The organism is Pseudomonas sp. IAC-BECa141 (assembly GCF_020544405.1).
Taxonomy (GTDB): Bacteria; Pseudomonadota; Gammaproteobacteria; order Pseudomonadales; family Pseudomonadaceae; genus Aquipseudomonas.
In genome coordinates, this window is record NZ_CP065410.1 from 3,276,580 (window position 1) to 3,297,855 (window position 21,276).

Annotated in this window: 27 protein-coding genes; 10 read left to right on the forward strand and 17 right to left on the reverse strand. The window is 55.9% G+C overall.

Annotated features, from left to right (window positions below; all coding sequences use genetic code 11):
- Positions 1–93 precede the first annotated feature (93 nt).
- Together I5961_RS14885 and I5961_RS14890 are read left to right on the forward strand one after the other, a co-directional pair.
- Positions 94–627 carry a PAAR domain-containing protein gene (locus I5961_RS14885; protein ID WP_227232684.1) on the forward strand — a complete coding sequence of 178 codons (534 nt, stop codon included), beginning with the start codon at positions 94–96 and terminating at the stop codon, positions 625–627.
- A 6-nt stretch (positions 628–633) separates the two neighbouring features.
- On the forward strand, positions 634–1,347 hold the full coding sequence (locus I5961_RS14890; protein WP_227232685.1) for a peptidoglycan recognition family protein: 714 nt from the start codon (positions 634–636) through the stop codon (positions 1,345–1,347).
- Positions 1,348–2,188: 841 nt separating this feature from the next.
- Here I5961_RS14890 and I5961_RS14900 read toward each other — a convergent pair.
- A complete protein-coding gene (locus I5961_RS14900) occupies positions 2,189–3,316 on the reverse strand; it encodes a sensor histidine kinase (protein ID WP_227232687.1) in 1,128 nt (375 codons plus the stop codon).
- 144 nt (positions 3,317–3,460) lie between these two features.
- On the opposite strand from I5961_RS14900, the gene I5961_RS14905 reads away from it, so the two are divergent.
- A complete protein-coding gene (locus I5961_RS14905; RefSeq protein ID WP_227232688.1) occupies positions 3,461–3,832 on the forward strand; it encodes a response regulator in 372 nt (123 codons plus the stop codon).
- Positions 3,833–4,661: 829 nt separating this feature from the next.
- A complete protein-coding gene (locus tag I5961_RS14910; protein ID WP_085654122.1) occupies positions 4,662–4,931 on the forward strand; it encodes a DUF6555 family protein in 270 nt (89 codons plus the stop codon).
- 171 nt (positions 4,932–5,102) lie between these two features.
- Here I5961_RS14910 and I5961_RS28700 read toward each other — a convergent pair whose 3' ends face one another.
- Complete coding sequence (locus I5961_RS28700) at positions 5,103–5,582, reverse strand: hypothetical protein (protein WP_319633868.1); 480 nt, start codon at positions 5,580–5,582, stop codon at positions 5,103–5,105.
- A 251-nt stretch (positions 5,583–5,833) separates the two neighbouring features.
- On the opposite strand from I5961_RS28700, the gene I5961_RS28650 reads away from it, so the two are divergent.
- Positions 5,834–5,968, forward strand: a complete 135-nt coding sequence (locus I5961_RS28650; RefSeq protein WP_264373523.1) for a hypothetical protein — start codon at positions 5,834–5,836, stop codon at positions 5,966–5,968.
- Positions 5,969–6,044: 76 nt separating this feature from the next.
- Here the strand turns inward: I5961_RS28650 and I5961_RS14920 are convergent, their stop codons facing one another.
- The 6 genes from I5961_RS14920 to I5961_RS14945 form a co-directional block, all read right to left on the reverse strand.
- Complete coding sequence (locus tag I5961_RS14920) at positions 6,045–6,284, reverse strand: hypothetical protein (RefSeq protein WP_227232689.1); 240 nt, start codon at positions 6,282–6,284, stop codon at positions 6,045–6,047.
- 291 nt (positions 6,285–6,575) lie between these two features.
- Positions 6,576–6,797 (reverse strand): PLDc N-terminal domain-containing protein, encoded by a 222-nt coding sequence (locus I5961_RS14925; protein ID WP_227232690.1) that lies wholly within the window; start codon positions 6,795–6,797, stop codon positions 6,576–6,578.
- A gap of 79 nt (positions 6,798–6,876) precedes the next feature.
- Positions 6,877–7,377: a ferritin-like domain-containing protein gene (locus I5961_RS14930; RefSeq protein WP_085654118.1), complete on the reverse strand. Its 501-nt coding sequence runs from the start codon at positions 7,375–7,377 to the stop codon at positions 6,877–6,879.
- A 142-nt stretch (positions 7,378–7,519) separates the two neighbouring features.
- Positions 7,520–8,449, reverse strand: a complete 930-nt coding sequence (locus I5961_RS14935) for a ZIP family metal transporter (protein ID WP_413541579.1) — start codon at positions 8,447–8,449, stop codon at positions 7,520–7,522.
- An 8-nt stretch (positions 8,450–8,457) separates the two neighbouring features.
- Complete coding sequence (locus tag I5961_RS14940; protein ID WP_227232691.1) at positions 8,458–8,619, reverse strand: hypothetical protein; 162 nt, start codon at positions 8,617–8,619, stop codon at positions 8,458–8,460.
- 64 nt (positions 8,620–8,683) lie between these two features.
- On the reverse strand, positions 8,684–9,568 hold the full coding sequence (locus I5961_RS14945; protein WP_227232692.1) for a manganese catalase family protein: 885 nt from the start codon (positions 9,566–9,568) through the stop codon (positions 8,684–8,686).
- 317 nt (positions 9,569–9,885) lie between these two features.
- On the opposite strand from I5961_RS14945, the gene I5961_RS14950 reads away from it, so the two are divergent.
- Positions 9,886–10,185 (forward strand): hypothetical protein, encoded by a 300-nt coding sequence (locus I5961_RS14950; RefSeq protein WP_227232693.1) that lies wholly within the window; start codon positions 9,886–9,888, stop codon positions 10,183–10,185.
- Between the two features lie 117 nt (positions 10,186–10,302).
- On the opposite strand, the gene I5961_RS14955 is transcribed toward I5961_RS14950, so the two are convergent.
- The 7 genes from I5961_RS14955 to I5961_RS14985 all read right to left on the reverse strand — a co-directional run bounded on the left by I5961_RS14955 (position 10,303) and on the right by I5961_RS14985 (position 15,785).
- A complete protein-coding gene (locus I5961_RS14955; protein ID WP_227232694.1) occupies positions 10,303–10,749 on the reverse strand; it encodes a DUF421 domain-containing protein in 447 nt (148 codons plus the stop codon).
- A 7-nt stretch (positions 10,750–10,756) separates the two neighbouring features.
- Complete coding sequence (locus tag I5961_RS14960) at positions 10,757–11,275, reverse strand: hypothetical protein (protein ID WP_227232695.1); 519 nt, start codon at positions 11,273–11,275, stop codon at positions 10,757–10,759.
- Positions 11,268–11,780, reverse strand: a complete 513-nt coding sequence (locus tag I5961_RS14965; RefSeq protein ID WP_227232696.1) for a CinA family protein — start codon at positions 11,778–11,780, stop codon at positions 11,268–11,270. The genes I5961_RS14960 and I5961_RS14965 overlap by 8 nt, the downstream gene beginning before the upstream one ends.
- Before the next feature lie 79 nt (positions 11,781–11,859).
- Positions 11,860–12,012, reverse strand: coding sequence for a hypothetical protein (locus I5961_RS14970; RefSeq protein ID WP_170928918.1), 153 nt, complete (start codon positions 12,010–12,012; stop codon positions 11,860–11,862).
- Between the two features lie 57 nt (positions 12,013–12,069).
- Positions 12,070–13,296 carry a zinc-dependent alcohol dehydrogenase gene (locus tag I5961_RS14975; protein WP_227232697.1) on the reverse strand — a complete coding sequence of 409 codons (1,227 nt, stop codon included), beginning with the start codon at positions 13,294–13,296 and terminating at the stop codon, positions 12,070–12,072.
- A 98-nt stretch (positions 13,297–13,394) separates the two neighbouring features.
- Positions 13,395–14,288: a cytochrome d ubiquinol oxidase subunit II gene (locus tag I5961_RS14980; protein ID WP_227232698.1), complete on the reverse strand. Its 894-nt coding sequence runs from the start codon at positions 14,286–14,288 to the stop codon at positions 13,395–13,397.
- 120 nt (positions 14,289–14,408) lie between these two features.
- Entirely contained in the window at positions 14,409–15,785 is a 1,377-nt protein-coding gene (locus tag I5961_RS14985) for a cytochrome ubiquinol oxidase subunit I (RefSeq protein WP_227232699.1), read from the reverse strand.
- 305 nt (positions 15,786–16,090) lie between these two features.
- Here I5961_RS14985 and I5961_RS14990 point away from each other — a divergent pair, with 305 nt between their 5' ends.
- From I5961_RS14990 to I5961_RS15000, 4 genes are all read left to right on the forward strand, one after another.
- Positions 16,091–16,402, forward strand: a complete 312-nt coding sequence (locus tag I5961_RS14990) for a hypothetical protein (protein WP_227232700.1) — start codon at positions 16,091–16,093, stop codon at positions 16,400–16,402.
- A 50-nt stretch (positions 16,403–16,452) separates the two neighbouring features.
- Positions 16,453–16,854, forward strand: a complete 402-nt coding sequence (locus I5961_RS14995) for a sensor histidine kinase (RefSeq protein ID WP_227232701.1) — start codon at positions 16,453–16,455, stop codon at positions 16,852–16,854.
- Between the two features lie 51 nt (positions 16,855–16,905).
- Positions 16,906–17,145 (forward strand): hypothetical protein, encoded by a 240-nt coding sequence (locus tag I5961_RS28830; protein ID WP_413541599.1) that lies wholly within the window; start codon positions 16,906–16,908, stop codon positions 17,143–17,145.
- Between the two features lie 407 nt (positions 17,146–17,552).
- A complete protein-coding gene (locus I5961_RS15000; RefSeq protein ID WP_413541580.1) occupies positions 17,553–19,310 on the forward strand; it encodes a diguanylate cyclase in 1,758 nt (585 codons plus the stop codon).
- A gap of 203 nt (positions 19,311–19,513) precedes the next feature.
- Here I5961_RS15000 and I5961_RS15005 read toward each other — a convergent pair whose 3' ends face one another.
- Both I5961_RS15005 and I5961_RS15010 read right to left on the reverse strand, forming a co-directional pair.
- Positions 19,514–20,269, reverse strand: coding sequence for a hypothetical protein (locus tag I5961_RS15005; RefSeq protein ID WP_227232703.1), 756 nt, complete (start codon positions 20,267–20,269; stop codon positions 19,514–19,516).
- 527 nt (positions 20,270–20,796) lie between these two features.
- Positions 20,797–21,270: a DMT family transporter gene (locus I5961_RS15010; RefSeq protein ID WP_227232704.1), complete on the reverse strand. Its 474-nt coding sequence runs from the start codon at positions 21,268–21,270 to the stop codon at positions 20,797–20,799.
- Between the last annotated feature and the right edge of the window lie 6 nt (positions 21,271–21,276).

Here is a 21,276-nt window from a genome sequence, read left to right on the forward strand (position 1 = left end):
ACATCTGCCTAACCAGAGCAATGCCTTGAGCCACTGTTCGGCGCAACTCTGATACAGTCGCCCTTGGAAAAAATCGTAGACAGGAAGTCATACATGGCAAAGCCAGCTGCACGCTTGACTGACCCCACCAGTTGCCCTATGCCTGGGCACGGGCCCAAAGCCATTGCGTCCGGATCTCCCGATGTATTTTTCGACGGCCTCGCAGCTGCGGCGAAAGGCGACACTTGCACCTGTGGCAGCGCTTTGGACTCGGCAGTGTCTGCGACGGTGTTCATCAATGGCAAAAATGCCGCGCTGGTGGGAACCACCGGCACACACGGCGACGTAGTTATTGGTGGCTCGGGAACGGTGATCATCGGCGACTCCCATACTCCTGCACCGTTCACACCTCCACTCCCGCTGCTACTGCAGAAAACTTATGGGCATACTTTCAGTATCGTTGATAGCGAGACGGGGCAACCTCTAGTCGGAAGAAATTTTACTGCGACTGTAAATGGTCAAAAGATCACAGGTGTCACCGATAGCGCTGGGATAGCGAAGATCAAAACTCCAGTCAAAGATGCCAATATTTCCATGAGCATTGATTTCAATTCTCCAGCTCGCACGCTTGACGAACTAATGGACTGACCCAGAATGGCTGAAAAATTTACTACCGAAGCAAAAGCGGCTGAAGTCAAACCCGGTGCGCCAGTTGCTCCCACGATTATCACGGTCAACGATAGAGCTGCCACTAGAGAAGCGATCATCAGACTACTCAGCAAAAACAAGTGCGAATTTGTAGAGCGATCATCATGGGGAGCACATAAAGCAAAAGGTGAAATGGTGGATGATTGGGACTACTCGATGATCGCCCTTCACCACGCAGGGCGAAGTGTAGGCTGCGGTGCTGGTGCAGGACAAATGCGCGCGATCCAGAGTGAGCATCAGGCCAAGTTTGATGATATCGGCTATCACTATGGCATCGATTGTACGGGTAAAGTCTTCGAAGGACGTGACATACGATTCAAGGGATCAAGCGTACATAACTACAACACAGGTGTGATTGGTATCGTTTTGCTGGAAAACCTGACTACCGCCGAAGAGGGAGGCGATATAGTCGCTTTTGCTCGCCAAGCCCTCGAAAGCATCAACGGCAATATGGACCAGAAAATTCCTGCCATACAAATTGATACCCTTCTGACGTTGATTCAGGCCCTGACCAGCGTTTTCAGGGTGACAACGTTAGGTGGGCACCGTGAATTCCCCATGCAAGCCGGCGAAGGAAAAATATGCCCTGGTAATATTGGCATGGAGCTTGTAAGAAACCTTCGAATTAAAACCAAACTTTTGCGACCGCCTTCATCATGAAATCGCTGTTAATCATATTATCAACCACGATTATCGCCATACTTTATATAGGCTTTTACGAAAAAATGGAGGACGCCTACCCGGAAAAAGTATTCTTTATCAAAAAGAGCCCTACATTTCAGATAGAATTTGAAAATATTTATGCGTACGAATCAGATGACAAAAAATTAAGCGAGCTAAGTGGGGCGGAGCGAAGCCTGGTTATTAATTATTGCAAGTATCGACTTGGCTTGGATACGAAATTAAACAGTCAAAGCGAGCTTGAAAAATGCAAGCAAAGGTAAATAATAAGTCTCACTTTTAAACCCTATAAGTCTCTGAAACGCATCTGGCGACTATTACCGATTATCACGAAGGGGTCGCCTGTTTCGCCGGAGAAGCAATGCTAACCGATCAGCAAGCTCGAATAGCACTCAAAGAGCTAATAGAGAAATACCTCAAAGCGGTAGCCCCTGATTATCAGCTCTTGATTGAGTTGATTGAAGACCCATCGCAGCCAGTTCCTATCAGGGGAATACTGGAGGACATTCGACAATATTGCCACGCCCGATACACGCGACAGGAACTGGAACATATTGACGACTGCATATACATCTTCGGCTGAAGCGGGTTCATGTCAGCACTTTGATAGACATCATTGGATGGCTGCTATTGGCCGAAAGCGGTCGGTCATGAACGTTGGTTATCGACCATTGGCTGTCATGCAATGAACGTTATGCGCAGAGAATGGATGTGATACGCGATAAAAAAACCCGCCAAGGGAGGCGGGTATGAAGAGATCATGAGGGTCAAACTTGAGTGTAGACGGTGACGAGCTTACAGCTAGATAACGTGAGATAGATCATTGGAAGATTGGGAGCTGAACCCTAAAGATAGTGCCCTGCTCAGGTGTCGAAACCACCCCGATTTTTCCTCGATGGGCTGTCACGATCTCAGACGCAATGAACAGTCCCAGCCCTAAGCCGGCGGTCGATCCTTTTTCAGTTGCTGCATAGCTTGAGTAACGCGCCTGGGGATTGAAAAGATGGGGTATTACGCTTGCAGGTATAAGTTCGCCCCGATTCTGCACGCTGAAAACTGAGCAATCATCATTTTGAGACAAAGTCACATAGATGGGTTGCAGTGAGTCACCATGTCTGACCGCATTGCCGATCAGGTTGGTGAAAACTTGTTCTATGCGGGACGGATCATACCTCCCCGCTACTCGTTCACTCACATTCGAAACGATCTGCGCCTGAGGGAACGCGGTGCGTAACTCTTCAACAACAGCGGTGCACACAATCGATAGGTCAGTCTCTTCTGGATTGACTGGTATACCCGAGCCGAGATTTGAGCGGGCCAGGTCGAGCAAATCGCCGACCATGTGATTGGCCCTACTTACACTCGCATTGATTTGCTCTGCCAGCCTCCGGTCCCTGTCAGTCATATTGACGTTTTTACGCAACATGTCACTGGCCATCAACACAGCCCCAAGCGGTGAGCGCAGGTCATGACCGAGTACGCCCAGAACAGTTTTACGCGTGCTCTCCACGGCCTCACCGTATCTCGCAATCGACTCCACGAGCGCTTGGTCTATTGCTTCATTGAAGCGGATGATGTCTTGCACATCATGCGCATCTTCGATGCGAGACTCTGACAGCCAAAGCCTGAGCACGCTCGATCGGAGGGCTCGATATTCTGAAACCATCTGATCCATGGAAAACCCTGCCACAAATCGCGTCACCGCATGCGTCTGCGCGGGCGAGTCTTCGTCCGATTTAGGCCCCTGACCGAGAGATTTAGCAACCTGCTGTCTCTCTGTCTGAGGGGTTTGCATATCTTGAGCTACCGTCCTCAAGATGTGCTCGGAATGATTCCTCAGTCCTTTTGAATCCATGGTAGGCAGAGCTGTCTCCACCGAGCGGGCGAAGCTTTCCCAAGCCGCCAGAATCTGCTCGATATGCTGTAGAATGAACTGGTGAAGTCTCATCGTTGTCCTTGGGTTTATGCGGAGGAAGTGACGTCGAGCGAAGTTTAGTTGTCAAGACTAGACCTGAATGAAGGCATCGAAAAGTCGATGAGTTCTTGATTGATAAATGGTCGACATCTTGTTTGAGCCCAAGGGAGTTTCACCGTGTCATCCAATATACTTCTGGTCGAGGACGACGGCTTTTTGCGCTCAGTGATGGCGGAGGCTGTAAAGATTGTCGGTCATGAGGTAATCGAACGATCCAGTGCTGACCAGGCGCTAATCGTATTAGAGGGCACTACACCCATTGCCTTGGTGATCACCGACGTGCGCATGCCGGGTAGGATAGATGGGTTGGACTTGGCTCGAGCGATTTGGTTGCGGTGGCCTGAACTGCCTGTCGTTATCATGTCTGGAAATACCGTGCTGCCGCCCGGTATGCTCCCGCCTAATTCGCGTTTCCTGGCAAAGCCCGTGCACTTGGATGCATTGCATCATGCGATTGAAGAGCTGCTACCGAGAGCAGATGAACGTTAGACGTCCGCTGCTCAGTAATGGTGGTCAGCGATCGCTTGCAAACTCCCGCTTTTGGCCGACAGCAGCCGCTTGCCGATATCCGCTTCTGGCCGTTAGCGGCCGTACCGAGTGACGTTTGAACACAAGCAAAGCGGAATACTTAGGGCCATAACCCATTGAAATTACTTGCGTGAGACATGGACTTGAAAACCTTCGACTGCAACAGGTCCATGAGTTCGAATCCCATCGCCTCCGCCATATTTTGTACCGACTAAGCCCTATTTATTCAGAGCTTTGTCGTTTCTGGGACTTAGGAAATCAGCTCCGCTCTCTATGAATCGTTTCTATCCAGCGCAAGCACAGCGGCTCGATCCTGTTGATGCTCTGACCGTGCGGCATGAATGCCTCAGGGCCGGCACAAACCGTCCCTGGCAGCATGGCGCCCGGACAGTTGGAACAGATGGGCGCGCTGCTGCCTGCGGCAAACCCGCTGCGCTTGAGCAGCAATGGCAAAGCAGAGGCATTGGCCCCCTGGTCTGCCGCCAAGCGCCCTTGCTAGTCGCTCCATCGACCATCGAATCCCCCTCCAGCTCGCAACGACGGCACCGATCAGTCCTGAAACCAGTAATCCCAGCCTGTCGAACTTGTCGAGCAGGCGCGGCAATAACTCCATGCGCTCGACTCCGTTTGCATGATGGAAACTAAAACCTCTACAAACGAATAGTTCGCGTATAGATAAAATCACATTAAATGTGAGCAAAATCATCAATTTAGGAATTGTCAGACAATTCTTTGAATTTTTCTAACAGCAAAAATCACTACCTCATGAGCCAAAAAGGAGCGGTAACTCGTGAGTTCGGTAGATATTTTTGTGATTGAGTACAAGCTCCATGGAAGACCGAAGTCTTTTGTCATTCGCACCAAACTGATGAACAACGCAGAGGCTTGGCAGTGGGCGAGCTGCGACGCGGGTATTGCTCCGATACCCAAACCCGGACGCCCTCCTCTCAAGCGGTTCACAAAACCCATGGCAGAACGATTTGGAATCGCCGACGTAAAGTGGCGGGCCACTACTGCCGTCACCTGGGAGGACATCGGAGCGACGCAAATGGAGAAATAGTGCATCGCCGGAAGCGCTCTACATGTCGATAGAGCGCAGCTCAAACGAATGGGAGGACATATGAAATCCAGATCCAGACCCCTAACCACATCCGATTGGTACGCAGCGACCGGGCGCAGTAATGAACTGTTTCAAGAGGCTGATCGACTCAATGCCATCGCCTACGAACTGCTAACCCATGCGGCCGACTCCCCCGAGGCAATGGAACGTTACAAAGACGCCAGAGATGCCGCGGATGCCAAAACGCTGGAAGGCAAAAAAGCTTGGGACGAGGCGAGAAAGAGACTTAACAGGCGTCAGTAAAAAAGCCCGCGCTGGGCGGGCAAAAGGGAATCCACTCGTTAAGGCCCCAGATTCAGGGTCGCTGGAGGGTATGCCGCGAGGCTCCTTCACGTCGCCGTCCTGGACATCTGTTGTGCCAGTCTTCACAGACACCGGGGCACTTGCGCCACTCCCGGCTTCCGGGTGTTCTGCAGATACAGAGTTTGTCGCGGCTACGTCCGTCATATCTTCATCAACGGGTGCTTCGTCATTCGGCGGTAGCGGTACCACCGAATCTTCAGGCCGAGGATCATGATCTGTTTCATTGTCAGTCGAGCGTGTCGCTGCCTGTTGCGATTGATTGCCTGGTGCATTCTCGTCGATTTCCATGATGCCTCTCCGATCGGTGCATGGGAGTCCTTGCTTAAACGTGTGAAGAGTCAGGTCGCGACAAGTGCCGGTCATTGGACGAATGGCTGATCCGAGCGGCTTTATGCAAAAGGTCCTGATAGGAACGCTCGTCTTTCCGAGCTGTCGCCTGAGACCTTCTCAACCTCAACAACCTAGTAGAAAAATTGAAACAGCAGCCTGATCACCCGGTCAAGAAAGATGAACGCAGTAAATCTGACGAGGTAACAGCAATGACTATCCAGGCAGAGACACTTGTACAACTGACCGAAGCGCTGCAGGAGCGTGGAATGACGCTGGTTTCAGATGTCCACTTCACGCGGGCGCCGTACCGCTACAACCATCGCTGGATCTGCATCGTCGAGTGACCATGCTCGCTGCCGGCGTTCTGGACGAGGATTCCAGCGCCGGTGCCTTTTCCCGCCGCGCCGCTTTTCTGCTGGTTCAGGATCCGAGCGGATCCCCCGGTGCATGACCATCCAGCGCAGGCATGGGATCAATTGAAATGCCCGCTACAGCGCTAATCCATTCCTTATAAGCAGCACTTTGGCGCGAGAGCGCTTCATCACACTGCGTGCCGGAAATCTCACCCGCACCGACCAACATCATTAATTGCGTGGTCGCAGCATCGAGCTCGACCAGAAGGACGTGGGAGCGGAATCTGAAGTCGTCTGACGGAATCACGGCTGTGCTCTATAACGGGGGCTGTCCTGGAGCCGGTGGGAAGATGGATTCTTGCCGGAGTTTCACGCGAAAACCTGTATATGCATGATTCTTTTGTACATCCGATACGCGGCAAGTTTCATCACTGAAACCGCAATCGACGAACTGTATCCGGCAATTGCCAGCTTGTCGGTGTGCGGCGGGCGGGGAATGCGCACTGTCAGAGTGGTAAGCAAAAGCCCTGATCATTCAGGACTTTCGCTTCCTACAGGCATCAAGTCTACTCAACCTTTGCAGATCGTCTGGGCCTGATCAGCCCTTGCTGTGCTCCGGCGACGAAGGCCCTTTGGTAATGCCGCGCGGCCCCGAAACGCCCCAGATCACCATGCCAAGCAACGGCACGAGGAAGATCAGCGCGGCCCAACCGGCCTTGGTCGCGGACGGCTTGTCGCTGCGCATCACGCTGTTGAGTGCCCAAAGGTCCAACAGCAGGAGCAGGACCGCAGCGGCGATCCACAGATATTCGGTTTGCATGATGTTTTCCTCCATGTTGCTCTGAAACGCCACGGCATGCTTAATCGCCGTGGCGTTTTATATGGAGCGCTTCAACCCCTCATTTTTTTTCGAGGGTCGCCGCCTGATTACCGCCCTGTTCGGCAATCTTCGTCAGCTTTTCATCGGCGCCCTTTTCTTCTGCTAGCGTGGCTTGCAGCAAGGTGACGGCATCCTCGAGTTTCAGGTGTTTGGCCATCGCGATCAGCGTGCCGTAGCTGGCGATTTCGTAGTGCTCGACTTTCTGCGCCGCACCGATAAGCGCCGCGTCCAGCACCGCGCCTTTTTCGATTTCGTCGAGCAGCTCCTTGGACTCTTCGACCAGTCCTTCCATGGCTACGCACTTCATGCGTTTGAGTTTCAGCCCGGCCAGTTCCACCAGTTGGTCGATGCGTTCGATCTGCCCCTGGGTTTCCTCAAGGTGCGAGGTGAAGGCTTCGGCAAGCAGCGGATTGGTCGCGGCGCGCGCCAGGCGCGGCAAGGCTTTGGTGATTTGCTTCTCGGCGCTGTAAACGTCGGACAGCTCATGGATGAACAGGTCTTCAACAGTTTTTCTAGCCATTTCTAACTTCCTTCTGATGGTTGGATAGTGTTCTGGGCGAGACATTCAGCGTGTCCGCCAATGTGGCTTTCATTACCGGTGACTCACCCTGCCGAGCAGGTGTTCAAAGCATTTTTCGATTCATGGATTAAGTGTTATTGGTTCAGCCCAAAGCGGTATCGAGGAACATCATCACGCCGAAGCCCAGCATCAAACCGAGCGTCGCCGGCGTCTCGTGACCATTGCGGTGGGTCTCGGGGATGACTTCGTGCGACACCACAAAAATCATCGCCCCCGCCGCAAGCCCCAGCGCAATCGGATAGCCCAAGGCAAAGCCACTCGACACGCCCAGCCCGACCACCGCCCCCAGCGGCTCCATCAAACCGGAGCCGATCGCGATCAGTGCGGCGCGCCAAGCCGAGATCCCGGTGACGCGTAAGGCAAGCGCAACCGCGAGACCTTCGGGGATGTCCTGTATGGCAATCGCGGTGGTCAATGGCAGGCCGACTTTCATGTCGCCATTGGCAAAACTGACGCCGATGGCCATGCCCTCCGGCAAGTTGTGCAGGGTGATCGCCAGGACAAACAGCCAGACGCGATTGATGCGTTGTGCATCGGGCCCGCGTCTGCCGATCTGCTGATGTTCGTGAGGCACGAAACGATCAAGACCGACCATCAAGCCAACGCCCAGGGCCAGGCCGCATACGACCACGCAGGCTGCCAGCAACGGATTGCCACACAGCGCTTGCGCGGCCTCGATACCCGGCAGGATCAGCGAGAAGGAACTGGCGGCCAGCATCATGCCGGCGGCGAAGCCGAGCATGATGTCCTGAGTGCGTGAGCTGATATCGCGCAGGATGATCGCCACTACCGCACCCAACGCGGTCGCACCGAATCCTGACAGGCCACCCAAGGTGGCCAGGCGCAGGTTTCCCTTGTCTGCGCCGACCATCGCGGAGTAACCGCTAAACAACAGCAGGCCGCTGACCAGCAACAGCGTTGCCCAGAACAACACGCCCGGCCAACCGCCGCTGGACGCCATGCTCCACCCGTTGCGCTGCGGCGTTGGCGTCGACGATGAGCTGAGTGACATGTCGCCTCCTAGCGTCCGGTAGAGCGTTTGCCGCTGGAGTCGAGCACGGATTGGCGCAACGTCTCGGTGATCTGCTGCGCGGTTCGATCAAACGACGTGACGCTTGCGTTAAACCGACTGGGCAGCGACTGTGCCAGGTCGCTGCTGGAAACCCCGGAGTTCTGATTCATGTGCGGTACCTCGGATCTTATCGATTGAAAAACCGCACGCCGTTGCGGCATGCGGTCCCGGTCGTCACGCGTCGGGTTGCCCCTGAACACCCGCGCCCAGATCTGCGCCAGTGATTGGGTTGCTGTCCGGGTCGGACATGGTTCGCGCTTTCATATCCAGCAGCAGCGCCTCTTCCTCGGCACTGAGCTGAACGCTGGCGCTGCCGTCGCCGCCATTCACCGCAGGCTCTGGACTTTCCACGAACTCCCAGTCATCGCCCTGGTTCCATGGACCGCGCGTGCTGCCCTCCCCTTGGGACATGTTGAAGTACAGGTTGGTGAACTCCGGCATGCCGGGTTGTTTGCCCTGGGGGAAGTTTGGCTGGATCGCATGAAGGGCTTTTTCGAAGGACAACTGGTGCGCAATTTCGCGGGTCATCAGGAAGCCCAGCGCTTCCTTGACGCCGGGATCGTCAGTGACGTTCATCAGCCGTTCGTAGACGATTTTTGCCCGGGCTTCGGCGGCGATATTCGAGCGGAAATCCGCTGTGGGTTCACCGATCGTATCGACATATGCAGCCGTCCATGGCACACCGGCCGAGTTGGTCAGCGGCGCGCCGGCACCGTACAGCAGACTGGTGATGTGCGAATCGTTGCCGGCCCCGTTGATGGCCCGGTACAACTCGCCCTCTTCTTCCACGCCTTCGGCCACTCGGCCTTTGGCGCCCTTGTTGAGCATGACGATGATGGAGCCGACGATTTCGAGGTGACTCAGCTCCTCGGTGGCGATGTCCATCAACAGATCCTTGCGACCCGGATCATCCTCGGCCAGCGCTTGAGTGAAGTAGCGCGAGGCTGCCGCCAGTTCGCCCTGGGCGCCGCCGAATTGTTCGAGTAGCAAGTTCGCCAGTCCCGGATTGGGTTCGGCAACACGCACGGTGTATTGAAGTCGCTTGTTATGTAAGAACATGACAATTCCCTCAGGCTGTGTGAGATGAGAGTCGTTATAAATTGCGTCACACAGTTCTGAATCGATGCCGCGAACTAAAATTTCATTTTTTTCATCAAGGGCGACGACTGGTAAAACTGGAAAAGTTCTATTTATTGCCAACTTGCTGAATCAATTAACAAAATGGGCACTGCCTTTAACGTTCCAAAATTATTTCTAACGATAATATTCACATCGAGTTGTACAAAAGCAAATTCACTGTACAGGAATAAGTCAATAACCATGGCCCTTTGCCTTGATTCCGAAGTTTAAAATTTCGAAAAAATCAGGATGAAGACATGCCGCTTTCTTTCGATCCGCACTTCAACGACCTTCTCCAGCGCCTGATTCTCATGGCGCCGCCCGTGGGCCAAATCAATCTGGATATGCTCGATTCCATTGAGCCTGAGGCGATTGCCAACCCGGAAGAACTGGTTACGACAATCATCGAAGTCAGCACCCGACTCGCTTCAAAAAAATCTGACGCGCCCGACCATTTTGTAGAACTATTGCTGAAGCTGGAAAGGATTAATGCGCTGCCTCACGACAAGGCACAGCACTTCACTGATCGTGTGCTGGCGTATAGCAGAGACAATTGATAAGCACGCAAGGGCAAGTCGAAACCGAGACTTTTAAATTGCACTCGGATAGACCTGCCTTCCGACTTATGAGGGCTATAAACAAGTCACCCGCAATTAAGCCTGCCAAGTGATTAGTCAAGTCTCGTTGGGAATCACCGAAATCTTCCCATTGCGCTCAATGATCGCAAACTTGATCTGCTCAATTCGTTCGATACCCTGACTGGAACGCGCGGCTTCCATAACATCCGCCTCGATCAGCCGCGCATGCCGCAAACGCCGGTGCAGCAGTTTGCCGTTCTCGACGATGATCGTCGGTTCGCCGTCGATCAGCCGCGACACCCAGTCCGACCGCTGTTTGAGCAGAGAGAAACCGACGTCGATGGCGATCAGCGTCACGATCACCAGCATCGCGTTGGTCAGGGAGAAATCATCGCCCAGCAAAGCCTGCTGCGTAGCCTCGCCGATGATCATCAGCAGGACGAAATCGAAGGTGGTCAGGTCCGCCAGCGAACGCCGGCCGGCGATCTTGAACAGCACCATCAAAGCCCCGTACATCACCGCCGCACGCAGTACCGAGTCCATGGGTCACCTACGGAAAAATGAATTGAGAAAGCGTGACGCCGCTGGAGCCTGGCGTGCTGATGTGGCTGCGATACAAGCCCAGGCCGTCGCCGCGCAGGCTCAGGTAAAGACTCACCTGGCCTTGCTTGTCGGCCTGCAGCCAGAAGCGCACGCCATCGGCCGCACTGCGACTGCGCAGCGGTTCCGGTTGCAGAGTGTCGATGCTGAAGCCCTGCAGCAGATCACCGGCCAGCTCAAGCTCCACCGTCGCTTCCGGCGCCGCTGTGAGGCTGATGCGCATTGAGTTGGTCGAACCGTTACGGTGGAGCATTTCATACTGCACCCGGACGTGGCCATCCTCGGAGCGTACGTCGCGGCTGCTGATCAGGCCTCTGGAAAACAGTCCCGCCATGGCCAGCACCATCAGCAGCACCAAGGCATACCAGCCGCAGCGCTCGAAGCGCCAGACCTTCAGTTGATAGGCCATGTCTTCGCGAAACGGCACGTCCCGGCTGCGTAGATCAGGGTGGTCGGCATCGTCAGTCATCAACCGGACTCCTCGTCTCCTGCAGTGCCGCACGGTGAAATTGTTGTATACCCTGCAGCGCGTACTCCGTGGCCTGGTTTTGCACCTCACAGCGACTGCCGGAAAAACGCATTTGCCGAGAGTAAACATACTGCCCTGCTGCCGACTGAAAAGCCCAAGCAAAGCACACCGTTCCGGCAGGGATACCGTCGACGTCCTCCGGGCCGAGAATGCCGGTGGTCGCCACCGCCACATTCGCGGTGCTGTCATGCAACGCCCCCACCACCATCTCGCGGGCAACCTCGACGCTGGTCAGGTTGAAGCGTTCAATGGTCTGCGGGTTGACGCGCAACAGGCGCTGTTTGGCCTGAGGCGAGTACACCACGTACCCACATTCGATGAACTCACCACTGCCTGGGACCTCGGACAACAACGTCACAATCATTCCCGCCGTACATGACTCGGCGGAGGTCAGGAGCAGTGAATGTTCGCGTAGATAATCAACAGTCGCTTCAGCAATGGACATGGCAGGCGTCCCGAAACAGAACTGTCCGGTTGACCGCGGCGAGCGCATTTGAGTTTCGCTCGCTTATCCGCACGGCCGATCACTTGTCCGACTCGGCTGCCTTGTCTTTCTGGATCTGCAGCGACGCCTTGCTTTTGTCGCCGTCCTTGTTCGGCGCATCATTGGAACCTTCGAAACAGCCCTGTAACAGCAGCACTGAACAAAGCCCCAGACAGGCACAGATGGTTTTCATGATCGTCTCCCGCTCAATGATCCCGTGGCGAGAGGATCTCGCCACAGGTCTGCTTGCTTACACGGCCGGCACCAGCGGCGCCGTGCCGTCCGTTTCGGCCAGCGGCACATCGCTGCGGCCCGGGGTCAGGATGACCTTGCGGCATTCTTCCTGTTTTTTATCAAAAATCTTATAGCCTTCCGCCGCCTGCTCAAGTGACAGCCGATGGCTGATGATCGCGTCCGGCTGCAGGCGGCCGGTTTCGATATACCCCAGCAGTTCGGGCAGATAGCGCTGCACATGGGTTTGGCCCATCTTGAAAATCAGCCCCTTGTCGAAGGCATCGCCGAACAGGAAGCCGTGGATAAACCCGGTATACACCCCCGGCACACTGACCGTTCCGCCACGGCGCACCGCAGCGATGCACTGACGCAACGCCTTGCCGCTGCTGCCTTCGAGCTTGAGCGTGGCCAGCATGGTTTCGGTGGTGCTGCCCTTGGCCTCGAACCCCACCGCATCGATCACGCCATCCACCCCACGGTTGCCGGGCGTCTGGCTGATGATGGTATCCGCCGGGTCATCGTCCTCATCGAAGTTGATCGGAATCACGCCGTAGGTGCGCTGCGCATAGGCCAGTCGGTAGGCATGGTGATCGACCATGAAGATGCGCTCGACGCCAAGCATGCGCGCACACGCCGCGCTGAGCAGGCCGACCGGTCCGGCGCCGTAGATCGCCAGACTCGAACCTTCGCCGACGCCGGAATTGATCACCGCTTGCCACGCCGTCGGCAGAATGTCGGACAGGAACAAGACCTTCTCGTCTGCCAGCGTTCCCGGCACCTTGAACGGCCCAGTGTTGGCCTTCGGCACTCGCACCAGCTCGGCCTGACCGCCCGGAACCCCGCCGTACATCCGGCTGAAACCGAACAGCGCCGCCGGCGGTGGAATACGCTTTTTATTCATCGCCGCGCCCGGCCCGGCATTGGTGGTTTCACACGCTGCGTACAGCGCATGCTGACAGAAGAAACAGTCGCCGCAGGCAATCACAAACGGGATCACCACCCGATCGCCGCGTTGCACCGCCGTCACGGCCGAACCGGTTTCCTCGACAATGCCCATGAACTCATGGCCGAAGATGTCGCCGTGCTCGACCGTCGGGACCTTGCCCCGATACAGGTGCAGGTCCGAGCCGCAGATGGCCGTGGCGGTTACTCGCAGGATGATGTCATCGGGTGCTTCAAGGATCGGATCCGGCACGGTTTCGACTCTGACGTCGTGGGCGCCTTGGTAGGTCATAGCTCGCATGGTGGAATCCTCTGACAATGGAAGAATTGAAGAACAGCCTCTTCAAGTTCCGAAGGACTCAGTCAGCGCGAGTTCACTCTGTTTTGCATATTTCTGGATCAGTGGGACGGCGGCACCCGGACTTTGCCACTGAACACCCGGAAGCCATAGGTGTTGTAAATCAGGGTGACCGGCACCAGCAGCGCGAACCCCATCAGTACGAATATCTGACTGTTGCGACTCGAGGTCGCCGCTTGCAAAGTCAGGTCGGGCGGAATGATCAACGGGAACAGCGCGACCAGCATCAAGCCGAACGCCAGAACAAAAACGCCAAGCGCGGCAAACAATGGCAGACAGTCAAAGCGGCTGCGGAACCCTAGGAAAAAACCTGTCAGCAACGCGGCAGCGGCGTAGGCTGCCGGCAATCCGATAAAGGGCGAGATCAGGCGCTCGGCATATTGCGCATGCAGCGTCGATGTCCACAGCACCAGCACAATCAGCAGCCCGACCGTGCCCCACGCCAGCACCCGCGCCTGACGTGCCGAGCGCTGCTGCAGTTCATCGACGGCGCGCCAATACAGCCAGCAGGCACCCAGCCACGTATAACCGCACACCAACAGCAGACCGCAAAACAACGGGAACGGACCGAGCCATTCCCAACCAGTGCCGCTGTATTGCCCGCCAGCGTGCGGAACGCCCTGCACCAGCGTACCGAGCACCACCCCCTGCGCCATGCCGGTCAGCAGCGAAGCGCAGAGCAGGCCGGCATCCACCAGACGTTTCATCCGTGCGCTCGCGGCGTGATCACGAAACTCCAGGGCCATCGCGCGTAAGATCAACGCCAGAAACATCAGAATGAATGGCAGATACAGCGCCGGCAGCAGAATCGCGTAGGCCTGCGGAAACAATGCCAGCAACCCGCCTCCCCCGAGCACCAGCCAGGTTTCGTTGGCGTCCCAGATAGGCAGGATGCTCACGGCCATGGCGCGTCGGTAATCGCTGCGGTGAGTCAATCCCTACAGCACGCCAACCCCGAGGTCAGTGCCGTCGAGCAGCACGTAATTGATCACTGAGAACGCCAGGGCGCCGGCGCACAGCAGCGTGATCGCGTCAGTGTCCATGAAAACTGTTCCTCAGGAGCGTCCGATTTCGTCGGGCAGGGTTGGCTGCGGACCGGGTTCGCCATGGTGCGGTGGCTCGCGCAACAGCCGCAGCAACACCCACAGCCCCACCGTGAAAATCACCAGATAGAAACTGAGGATCAGCCAGGTTGAGCCGAGCACCTGCGCCCGCGATACCGAGGACAGGCTGTCCTCGGTGCGCAGCAGCCCGTAAACGGTAAACGGCTGCCGGCCGACTTCGGTCACCACCCAGCCACTGAGCATCGCCAGAAACCCCGCCGGGGTCAGGAACGCGCTCGCCCATAACCAGGGCCGCGACACATACAATCGCTGGCGCCAGCGCAGCACCAGACTGACCACCCCTTGCGCGAGCATCAGACATCCCAGCCCCACCATCAGTCTAAAGGCGAAGAACACCGGCGGCACCGGCGGAATGTCCTGCGGCGCGAATTCGTCGAGCGCGGCGATGGTGCTGCTCAGGTCGTGGCACAAGTACAACGACCCGATACGCGGGATCGCCAGCTCCCAGTGATTGCGGTACTCGTCCATGTCCGGCCAGGCGAAAATCCGCAGCGGCTCGCCAGCGCCTTGCACCGGGCGCGTCCACGAGCCTTCGATGGCGGCGACCTTTTGCGGCTGCAGCTGCAAGCTATGGCGGCCGTGCAGATCACCGACCACGATCTGCACCGGCGTCAACAGCGCGATCACCCACAACGCCATGGACAATTGCACCCGGGCCCGCGGGTTATGCGCAGCCTTGAGCAACTGCCAGGCGCTGACGCCAGCGACGAATGTCGCGGTGCCGAGAAGCGCCGCCAGCGTCATGTGCGCCAGGCGATAGGGAAACGAAGGGTTGAAAATGATCGCCCACCAGTCCGCTGCGTGAAAGCGCCCGTTTGCGTCGAGGGCGTAGCCGGCAGGCGTTTGCATCCACGAATTGGCCGACAGGATCCAGAACGCGCTGATCAGCGAGCCGACCGCCACCGCGCAGGTGGCGAAGAAGTGCAGACGCGGGCCAACCTTCTTCATGCCGAACAGCATGATGCCGAGAAAACCGGCCTCGAGAAAAAAAGCCGCAAGAATTTCGTAAAACATCAAAGGCCCGATAATGTCACCGGCCTGCGCCGAAAGCCGCGACCAGTTCAGCCCGAACTGGTACTCCAGAATCAGTCCGGAGGCCGTGCCGATCGCCACGGTCAAGGCAAAGACCTTGAGCCAGTAGCGGAAAATATCCAGATAGACCTCGCGCCCGCTCCTGAGCCACAAGCCTTCGAGCACCATCAGGAAATTCGCCAGGCCAATGGTGAACGCCGCCAGCACAATGTGGAAACTGATAGTGATCGCAAACTGCGTGCGCGCGGCCATGAGTGCGGTATCGGCGGTTTCCATAGCACTTGCACCTCGCTGGTCAGCCTTGCTGCGCAATACCCGCTGAAGCACCTGCCAGAGCGTTCCGGTCGAAGATGTCGACCATTTATCAAGCACCGGTGCGTTTAATGCCGACCAGCTAAGAAGCAGAAAGGCTAAAAGATAAACTGTGGCGAGGGAGCTTGCTCCCTCGCCACAGGTACAGCATTCATACTTAACTGACTGGCGTTAGTCAGAGCGCTGTCTTTTCGAACCCTTCGTTAGGGTCTAGTCTTAGACTAGGCTTCGCCCGACGCCACACGTCTCCGCCTGATTCAAGGGCAATTATGAGACTGCACGAGTTCATCCTGACGCATATCCAACAGATTATCTATGCTTGGGAGCGCTTTGCGCGCTCCGGGGAAACCGCTCTGCCGCCGATGGATTCCAAGGGTTTGACCGATCATTCGGAGCACATCCTGAGAACCGTCGCCGAGGATATGCCAAGACCCCAGAGCGAGCGGCAGCAGATCGCCAAATCACTAGGCCATGGTCCCGATACGGAAGGCGATTCACCGGCCCAGACCCATGCCATGACGCGGTTTGTCGCAGGGTTTTCCATGGATCAGATGGTGTCGGAATATCGCGCGCCGCGCTGAAGTGTGCTCAGGTTGTGGCTGGCCCAACAGCGCTGGATGACGAGCACGATGTGCAAGACATCATCCGCTTGAATGAAGCAATAGACCAAGCGCTCGTGGAGTCGATTGAGAGATACGGTGAGGCAGTGGAGAGCACGCGTAAAACTGTTCTGGGCGTACTCGGTCATGACCTGCGCTCACCGCTTGGGGCTGTGTTGATGGCCAGTGACATGCTGCGTAAAAACGCCAATATGACTGACAGGGATCGGAGGCTGGCAGAGCAAATCAATGCGAGTGTAAGCAGAGCCAATCACATGATCGGCGATTTGCTGGACTTGGCTCGCTCCAATCTTGGCACGGGCATACCAGTGAATCCAGAAGATACTGATCTATCGATTGTGCGCGCATCTGTTATAGAAGAATTACGCACCGCGTTTCCTCAGGCGAAGGTAGTTTCGAATTTGAGTGAATGAGTACCGGGGCGGTATGATCCGTCCCGCATAGAACAAGTTTTCACCAACCTGATCGGCAATGCGGTCAGACCTGGTGATTCGCTGCAACCCATCTATGTGACTTTGTCTCAAGATGATGATTGCTCAGTTTTCGGCGTGCAGAATCGCGGCGAACCTATACCTGCGGGTGTAATACCCATCTTTTTGATCCCCAGGTCCGTTACTCGAGCTATGCAGCAACCGAAAAAGGATCGACTGCTGGCTTGGGGCTGGGGCTGGGGCTGGGGCTGGGGCTGTTCATTGCGTCGGTGACGTGACAGCACACGGAGGGAAAATCGGGGCGGTTTCAACTGCTGAGCAGGGCACCATCTTTAAGGTTCAGCTCCCAATCATTTAGTTATCCTTCTCACTCTCTCTAGCGGGAAGCTCGCCACCGTCTACACTCAAGTTTGACTCTCATGACCCCTTCACACCCGCCTCCCCTTGCCGGTTTTTCTTCGCATATGACACCCAATCTCTGCTAATAACTCTCATTCGTGTGGAAGCTATTAGTCGATAGCTGCCACTTCCGAACGGCGGCTTTCGGCCAAAAGCAGAAGCGACCAATCGCAGAACACAAATTAATGAAGGGCGGCAAAAAGCTATTATTGTTAAGTCTTGCAACTCAATGCCGATAAAGGCCAGGAAGCGTAATCCGCCCACGCTGTGGAGAAATCCAAATGTTGTCCAGCAGATCCACGTCGCCACAAGGCTCCCGAGACGCGCGGTTCGACGGCCTGCTCCATATGATCAGGAGGCATTTCGGTGTCGTTACAGTCTTACTCACAACTGGCGACCAAGATCTCCAACGCTTTTGTGCAGGCGCCGGCCCCATTGTGCGGGACGCACTGCCAGACTTCCACATGCCACTTCCAAGCGACTCCAACGCTGACTCGTTGCTGCTTGCACCCGATATCAGTCGCGACGAGCATCTACGTAATCACCCGCTGACAAAGACGTTTCCCTCGCTGCGTTTTCTCGCCGCCTACCCTCTAGAGGCGCCTGGTGGAGGGCAACTCGGCCTGCTGTACTTACTTCATGACGAACCTCGCGAGCTTAATGCTGAGCAACGAAACGGTTTGCGTGAGTTCGCTCAGTTGGCCGCAGCGGTGCTGCTGCTTAAGGAGTCGGATCGGTCACAATTGGAGCTCCCGAGTGAGAGCGAGCGACGTAAAGCTCTGGCCATCGCTACTAGCGGAACCGGTGTATGGGATCGCAACGTGCTCACCGGCGAAGTCCATTATTCCAGTAGTTGGAAGGCTTTGCTGGGCTACACCAACGACGAAATCGGCAACGACGTGTCGGAGGCTTATACCCGCATCCATCCTGCAGATTTCGCCTACGTACTGGCCGTCTACCAAGAGGCTATCGACGGTCGCACCGAGGTTTTTGAAGTTGAGCACCGACTACGTTGCCGTGACGGCAGTTATAAGTGGGTCTGCAGTCGCGGCAAGGTGGTGGAATGTGACGGTGCCGGCAAACCGGTTCGCATGGTCGGAACAACCACCGACGTCACTGCCATGTACACCCTGTCGGAACAGATACAGCTTAACGCAGCGCTGTTGACCGACCTCACCAACGAGGTTCCCGGAATGGTCTTCCAGTCTCGGCGGCACGTGCATGGAAAGTACAGCTTTTCTTATGTAAGCGCCGGGGCTCTCGATATCTACCGACTATCGCCGGAACAACTCATGCAAGATGCCGACATGCTGCACCTAATCATCCACCCAGATGATTTGGCTGCTTACCTAAGCTCACTGGAAGCATCCGCGAGAGATCTCAAGCCTTGGCACCTTGAATACCGGGTGCTGCTACCTGGTGAGGGCGCTGCCTGGCGTCAGGGAGGTGCGCGCCCTCGGCAACTGGCGGACGGTAGCGTACTCTGGCACGGAATTATCACCGATATCACCGAACGCAAACTAATCGAAGCCGAGCTGCAGGTGCTCGCTAGCACAGATTCACTAACGCAACTATCCAATCGCCGGCATTTCATGCGGCACCTTGAATGCGAGCTGGCGCGGGTGCAGCGCTCTGTAGGCTACCCTGCGGTAATATTGATGTTCGATCTTGACCACTTCAAGGCCATCAATGATCGCTGGGGCCATTCGGTAGGAGATCTCGCGTTGCAACATTTCTCAGGCATGATCCGTAAACAGCTGCGTAGAACTGATGCTGCCGGGCGCATGGGTGGCGAGGAGTTTGCGGTGGTATTGAGCAATGCCTGCGTCAACGAGGCCAAAATCTTTGCCCAGCGTATCCAAGATGAGCTTGCCATTACTCCAGTGGTTCTCGGGCACGAACGTCTGACTTTGGCGGTCAGCGTCGGCATCGCCTGCCTCGACTCAACCGATGTCAGCGCCGAGGCGAGCCTGTCACGCAGCGACAAGGCGCTCTACTGCGCCAAGCGTGCCGGGCGCAATCGCATCGAATGTTATTGAAATGGCAGGGCAAATTCAGACCTCAATCCAGTAACGCCTTAGCGGCGCGTCACAAATGTCCACTTCTGGCCGGAAACAGTCGCTTGCCAACGTCCGCTTCTGGCCGAATGCAGTCGTTCTTGAGCTGAAGCCAACGGCCAGAAGCAGACTTCGGTTTGGTCCGCCGCGAGGCTACGACTCAGAACGCTAGCGCTTGGTTGCCACTAGAGCTGCATGACTGCGAGTGCCCTGCGCAGGGGCTCGTCAGATATCTGAATAGGACCATGAAATGGCACGTCCATGTCCAAAACTAGGTAAACGGAAGCAGCGATGAGGAATGACGAGATGATGAACATTCCTATCACCATCGAATTACGGGGAGCGCGGTATCCAAAACTGGCGAAAATGAGCGTCAACCAGGCAACAAGCATCCCTATAAGCGGGCCAGGAATCGCTCCCTCTGACTGCTCAACGATCCTCCAGCGCTGCTCGATGAGCGAATGGTATTGCTGACGAATATCCTGAAGCATCGTTTCATGGTAGCGGTCCAGAGGCTTTATAAGAGCCAAAGACTTGCCTATATCATCCAGGTATTTAGCCGCCTCACTGTTACGATGCTGCAGCGCCTCGTCTCCCCGATACGGGGTCTCGATAGCGCGCTCAAGATATGTGATAAGACGATTTCGCGTGTCTTGCGCCACATCGCCATATCCTCGCAGTGTGCGATCAAAAATGATCATGCTGGTTGCATACCCATGGAAGTTTGCGTCGATGGACTCAAAAGTGTTTTTGGCAGAGTTGATCATCAAACCAAAGACCAGCGATGTCATAACCACAAAGATGTTGGCTACAAGACGAATTACGGAGTTGGTTTCGTCATCCCGGTGATGGAATGCCAGCTTTGGGTACCATTGCATCATAAGAAGCGAGGCAGCAACGAGGCACCCAAAAATGGCGAGTGCGATCCAGATTGAATTCATACGTCAGCACCCTGAGAAATTGAAGTCCAGTCTTGAAGGATAGACCGATTGATTCTCTGCGAATTCTGCTCGGCAGAGCCTGCGCCTGCACTTCGGGAATGAGTCCCATACTGATATGAACACCTGCGCTGTTCATAGGTAGATATTGTTCGAACTATGCTGATCGTTAGAGGTAACGGTTCACGACCGTCTCCTTTTGGCCGACAGCGGCCATTTGTGAGGGACGGCTTTCGGCAATAAGCGGCCAACCCTGGCCGTCAGGTTTCGGCCAGAAGGGATCATTCCGATGCGTCTACAAAATTGGCATTTAGAACGACGCGCCAGGCTGGAACCCGCCATTCAGTTCGGTCGCCCGGTAAATCGCACCTTTGGAAGTCCGGCAACGACAACGGCTTCGGCTCCTATCAGCGCGCCATCGGTATCTGTCGGCTTATCCAGCCCCATCCGCGCGCTGGTGCTGTACAGCGTTGCATAGGGGGTAAAACGTGATGGCGTTCTAAGAAAACAGGATGGGGTAAACAAGGCCGTCAGTTGGAGAAAAGCGCTGACCACCTGTCACCGAACAGGGTGATGGCCAGGCCTGCGAGCATCACCATCGCCCCGGCCAACTTGACGACAGACACCGGTCTTTCCAGTGCCCCCATCAAGCCGAAATGATCGATTACCAAAGACGAAATGATCTGCCCGGCGATTGCGAGGCCAAGCAGGGCTGACAGACCGATTTTCGGCGCAAGCACCACATAGCTGAGCAACGCGCCGGCTCCCAGCAAGCCGCCTACCAGACTCCATAAAGGCTGGGCAGGAATAGCCGCCAGTGAGGCCACTATCCCGCCGCGCATTAATGAAAAAATGCCCAGACATACTGCTCCGGCAGTAAAAGAAAACAACGCCGCCGCTATGGAATCTCCACCCACACCTTTAGCGAGTTGGCCATTCAGCGTGGTCTGCAAAGTGATGCCAAGCCCCGCGCAGACGGCTAGCAGGTAGTAGGCTGCGTTCATCTCGTG

What these genes read in the sequence shown, in the direction of transcription:
- I5961_RS14985 (WP_227232699.1), bottom strand. Translation starts at nt 15,785, where the DNA reads ATGGAAACCGCCGATACCGCACTCATGGCCGCGCGCACGCAGTTTGCG.
- I5961_RS14950 (WP_227232693.1), top strand. Translation starts at nt 9,886, where the DNA reads ATGCCGCTTTCTTTCGATCCGCACTTCAACGACCTTCTCCAGCGCCTG.
- I5961_RS14970 (WP_170928918.1), bottom strand. Translation starts at nt 12,012, where the DNA reads ATGAAAACCATCTGTGCCTGTCTGGGGCTTTGTTCAGTGCTGCTGTTA.
- I5961_RS14945 (WP_227232692.1), bottom strand. Translation starts at nt 9,568, where the DNA reads ATGTTCTTACATAACAAGCGACTTCAATACACCGTGCGTGTTGCCGAA.
- I5961_RS14925 (WP_227232690.1), bottom strand. Translation starts at nt 6,797, where the DNA reads ATGCAAACCGAATATCTGTGGATCGCCGCTGCGGTCCTGCTCCTGCTG.
- I5961_RS14960 (WP_227232695.1), bottom strand. Translation starts at nt 11,275, where the DNA reads ATGACTGACGATGCCGACCACCCTGATCTACGCAGCCGGGACGTGCCG.
- I5961_RS14935 (WP_413541579.1), bottom strand. Translation starts at nt 8,449, where the DNA reads ATGTCACTCAGCTCATCGTCGACGCCAACGCCGCAGCGCAACGGGTGG.
- I5961_RS14990 (WP_227232700.1), top strand. Translation starts at nt 16,091, where the DNA reads ATGAGACTGCACGAGTTCATCCTGACGCATATCCAACAGATTATCTAT.
- I5961_RS14965 (WP_227232696.1), bottom strand. Translation starts at nt 11,780, where the DNA reads ATGTCCATTGCTGAAGCGACTGTTGATTATCTACGCGAACATTCACTG.
- I5961_RS15005 (WP_227232703.1), bottom strand. Translation starts at nt 20,269, where the DNA reads ATGAATTCAATCTGGATCGCACTCGCCATTTTTGGGTGCCTCGTTGCT.
- I5961_RS14885 (WP_227232684.1), top strand. Translation starts at nt 94, where the DNA reads ATGGCAAAGCCAGCTGCACGCTTGACTGACCCCACCAGTTGCCCTATG.
- I5961_RS14955 (WP_227232694.1), bottom strand. Translation starts at nt 10,749, where the DNA reads ATGGACTCGGTACTGCGTGCGGCGGTGATGTACGGGGCTTTGATGGTG.
- I5961_RS15000 (WP_413541580.1), top strand. Translation starts at nt 17,553, where the DNA reads ATGTTGTCCAGCAGATCCACGTCGCCACAAGGCTCCCGAGACGCGCGG.
- I5961_RS14900 (WP_227232687.1), bottom strand. Translation starts at nt 3,316, where the DNA reads ATGAGACTTCACCAGTTCATTCTACAGCATATCGAGCAGATTCTGGCG.
- I5961_RS15010 (WP_227232704.1), bottom strand. Translation starts at nt 21,270, where the DNA reads ATGAACGCAGCCTACTACCTGCTAGCCGTCTGCGCGGGGCTTGGCATC.
- I5961_RS28650 (WP_264373523.1), top strand. Translation starts at nt 5,834, where the DNA reads ATGACTATCCAGGCAGAGACACTTGTACAACTGACCGAAGCGCTGCAG.
- I5961_RS14890 (WP_227232685.1), top strand. Translation starts at nt 634, where the DNA reads ATGGCTGAAAAATTTACTACCGAAGCAAAAGCGGCTGAAGTCAAACCC.
- I5961_RS14940 (WP_227232691.1), bottom strand. Translation starts at nt 8,619, where the DNA reads ATGAATCAGAACTCCGGGGTTTCCAGCAGCGACCTGGCACAGTCGCTG.
- I5961_RS14975 (WP_227232697.1), bottom strand. Translation starts at nt 13,296, where the DNA reads ATGCGAGCTATGACCTACCAAGGCGCCCACGACGTCAGAGTCGAAACC.
- I5961_RS14930 (WP_085654118.1), bottom strand. Translation starts at nt 7,377, where the DNA reads ATGGCTAGAAAAACTGTTGAAGACCTGTTCATCCATGAGCTGTCCGAC.
- I5961_RS28700 (WP_319633868.1), bottom strand. Translation starts at nt 5,582, where the DNA reads ATGGAAATCGACGAGAATGCACCAGGCAATCAATCGCAACAGGCAGCG.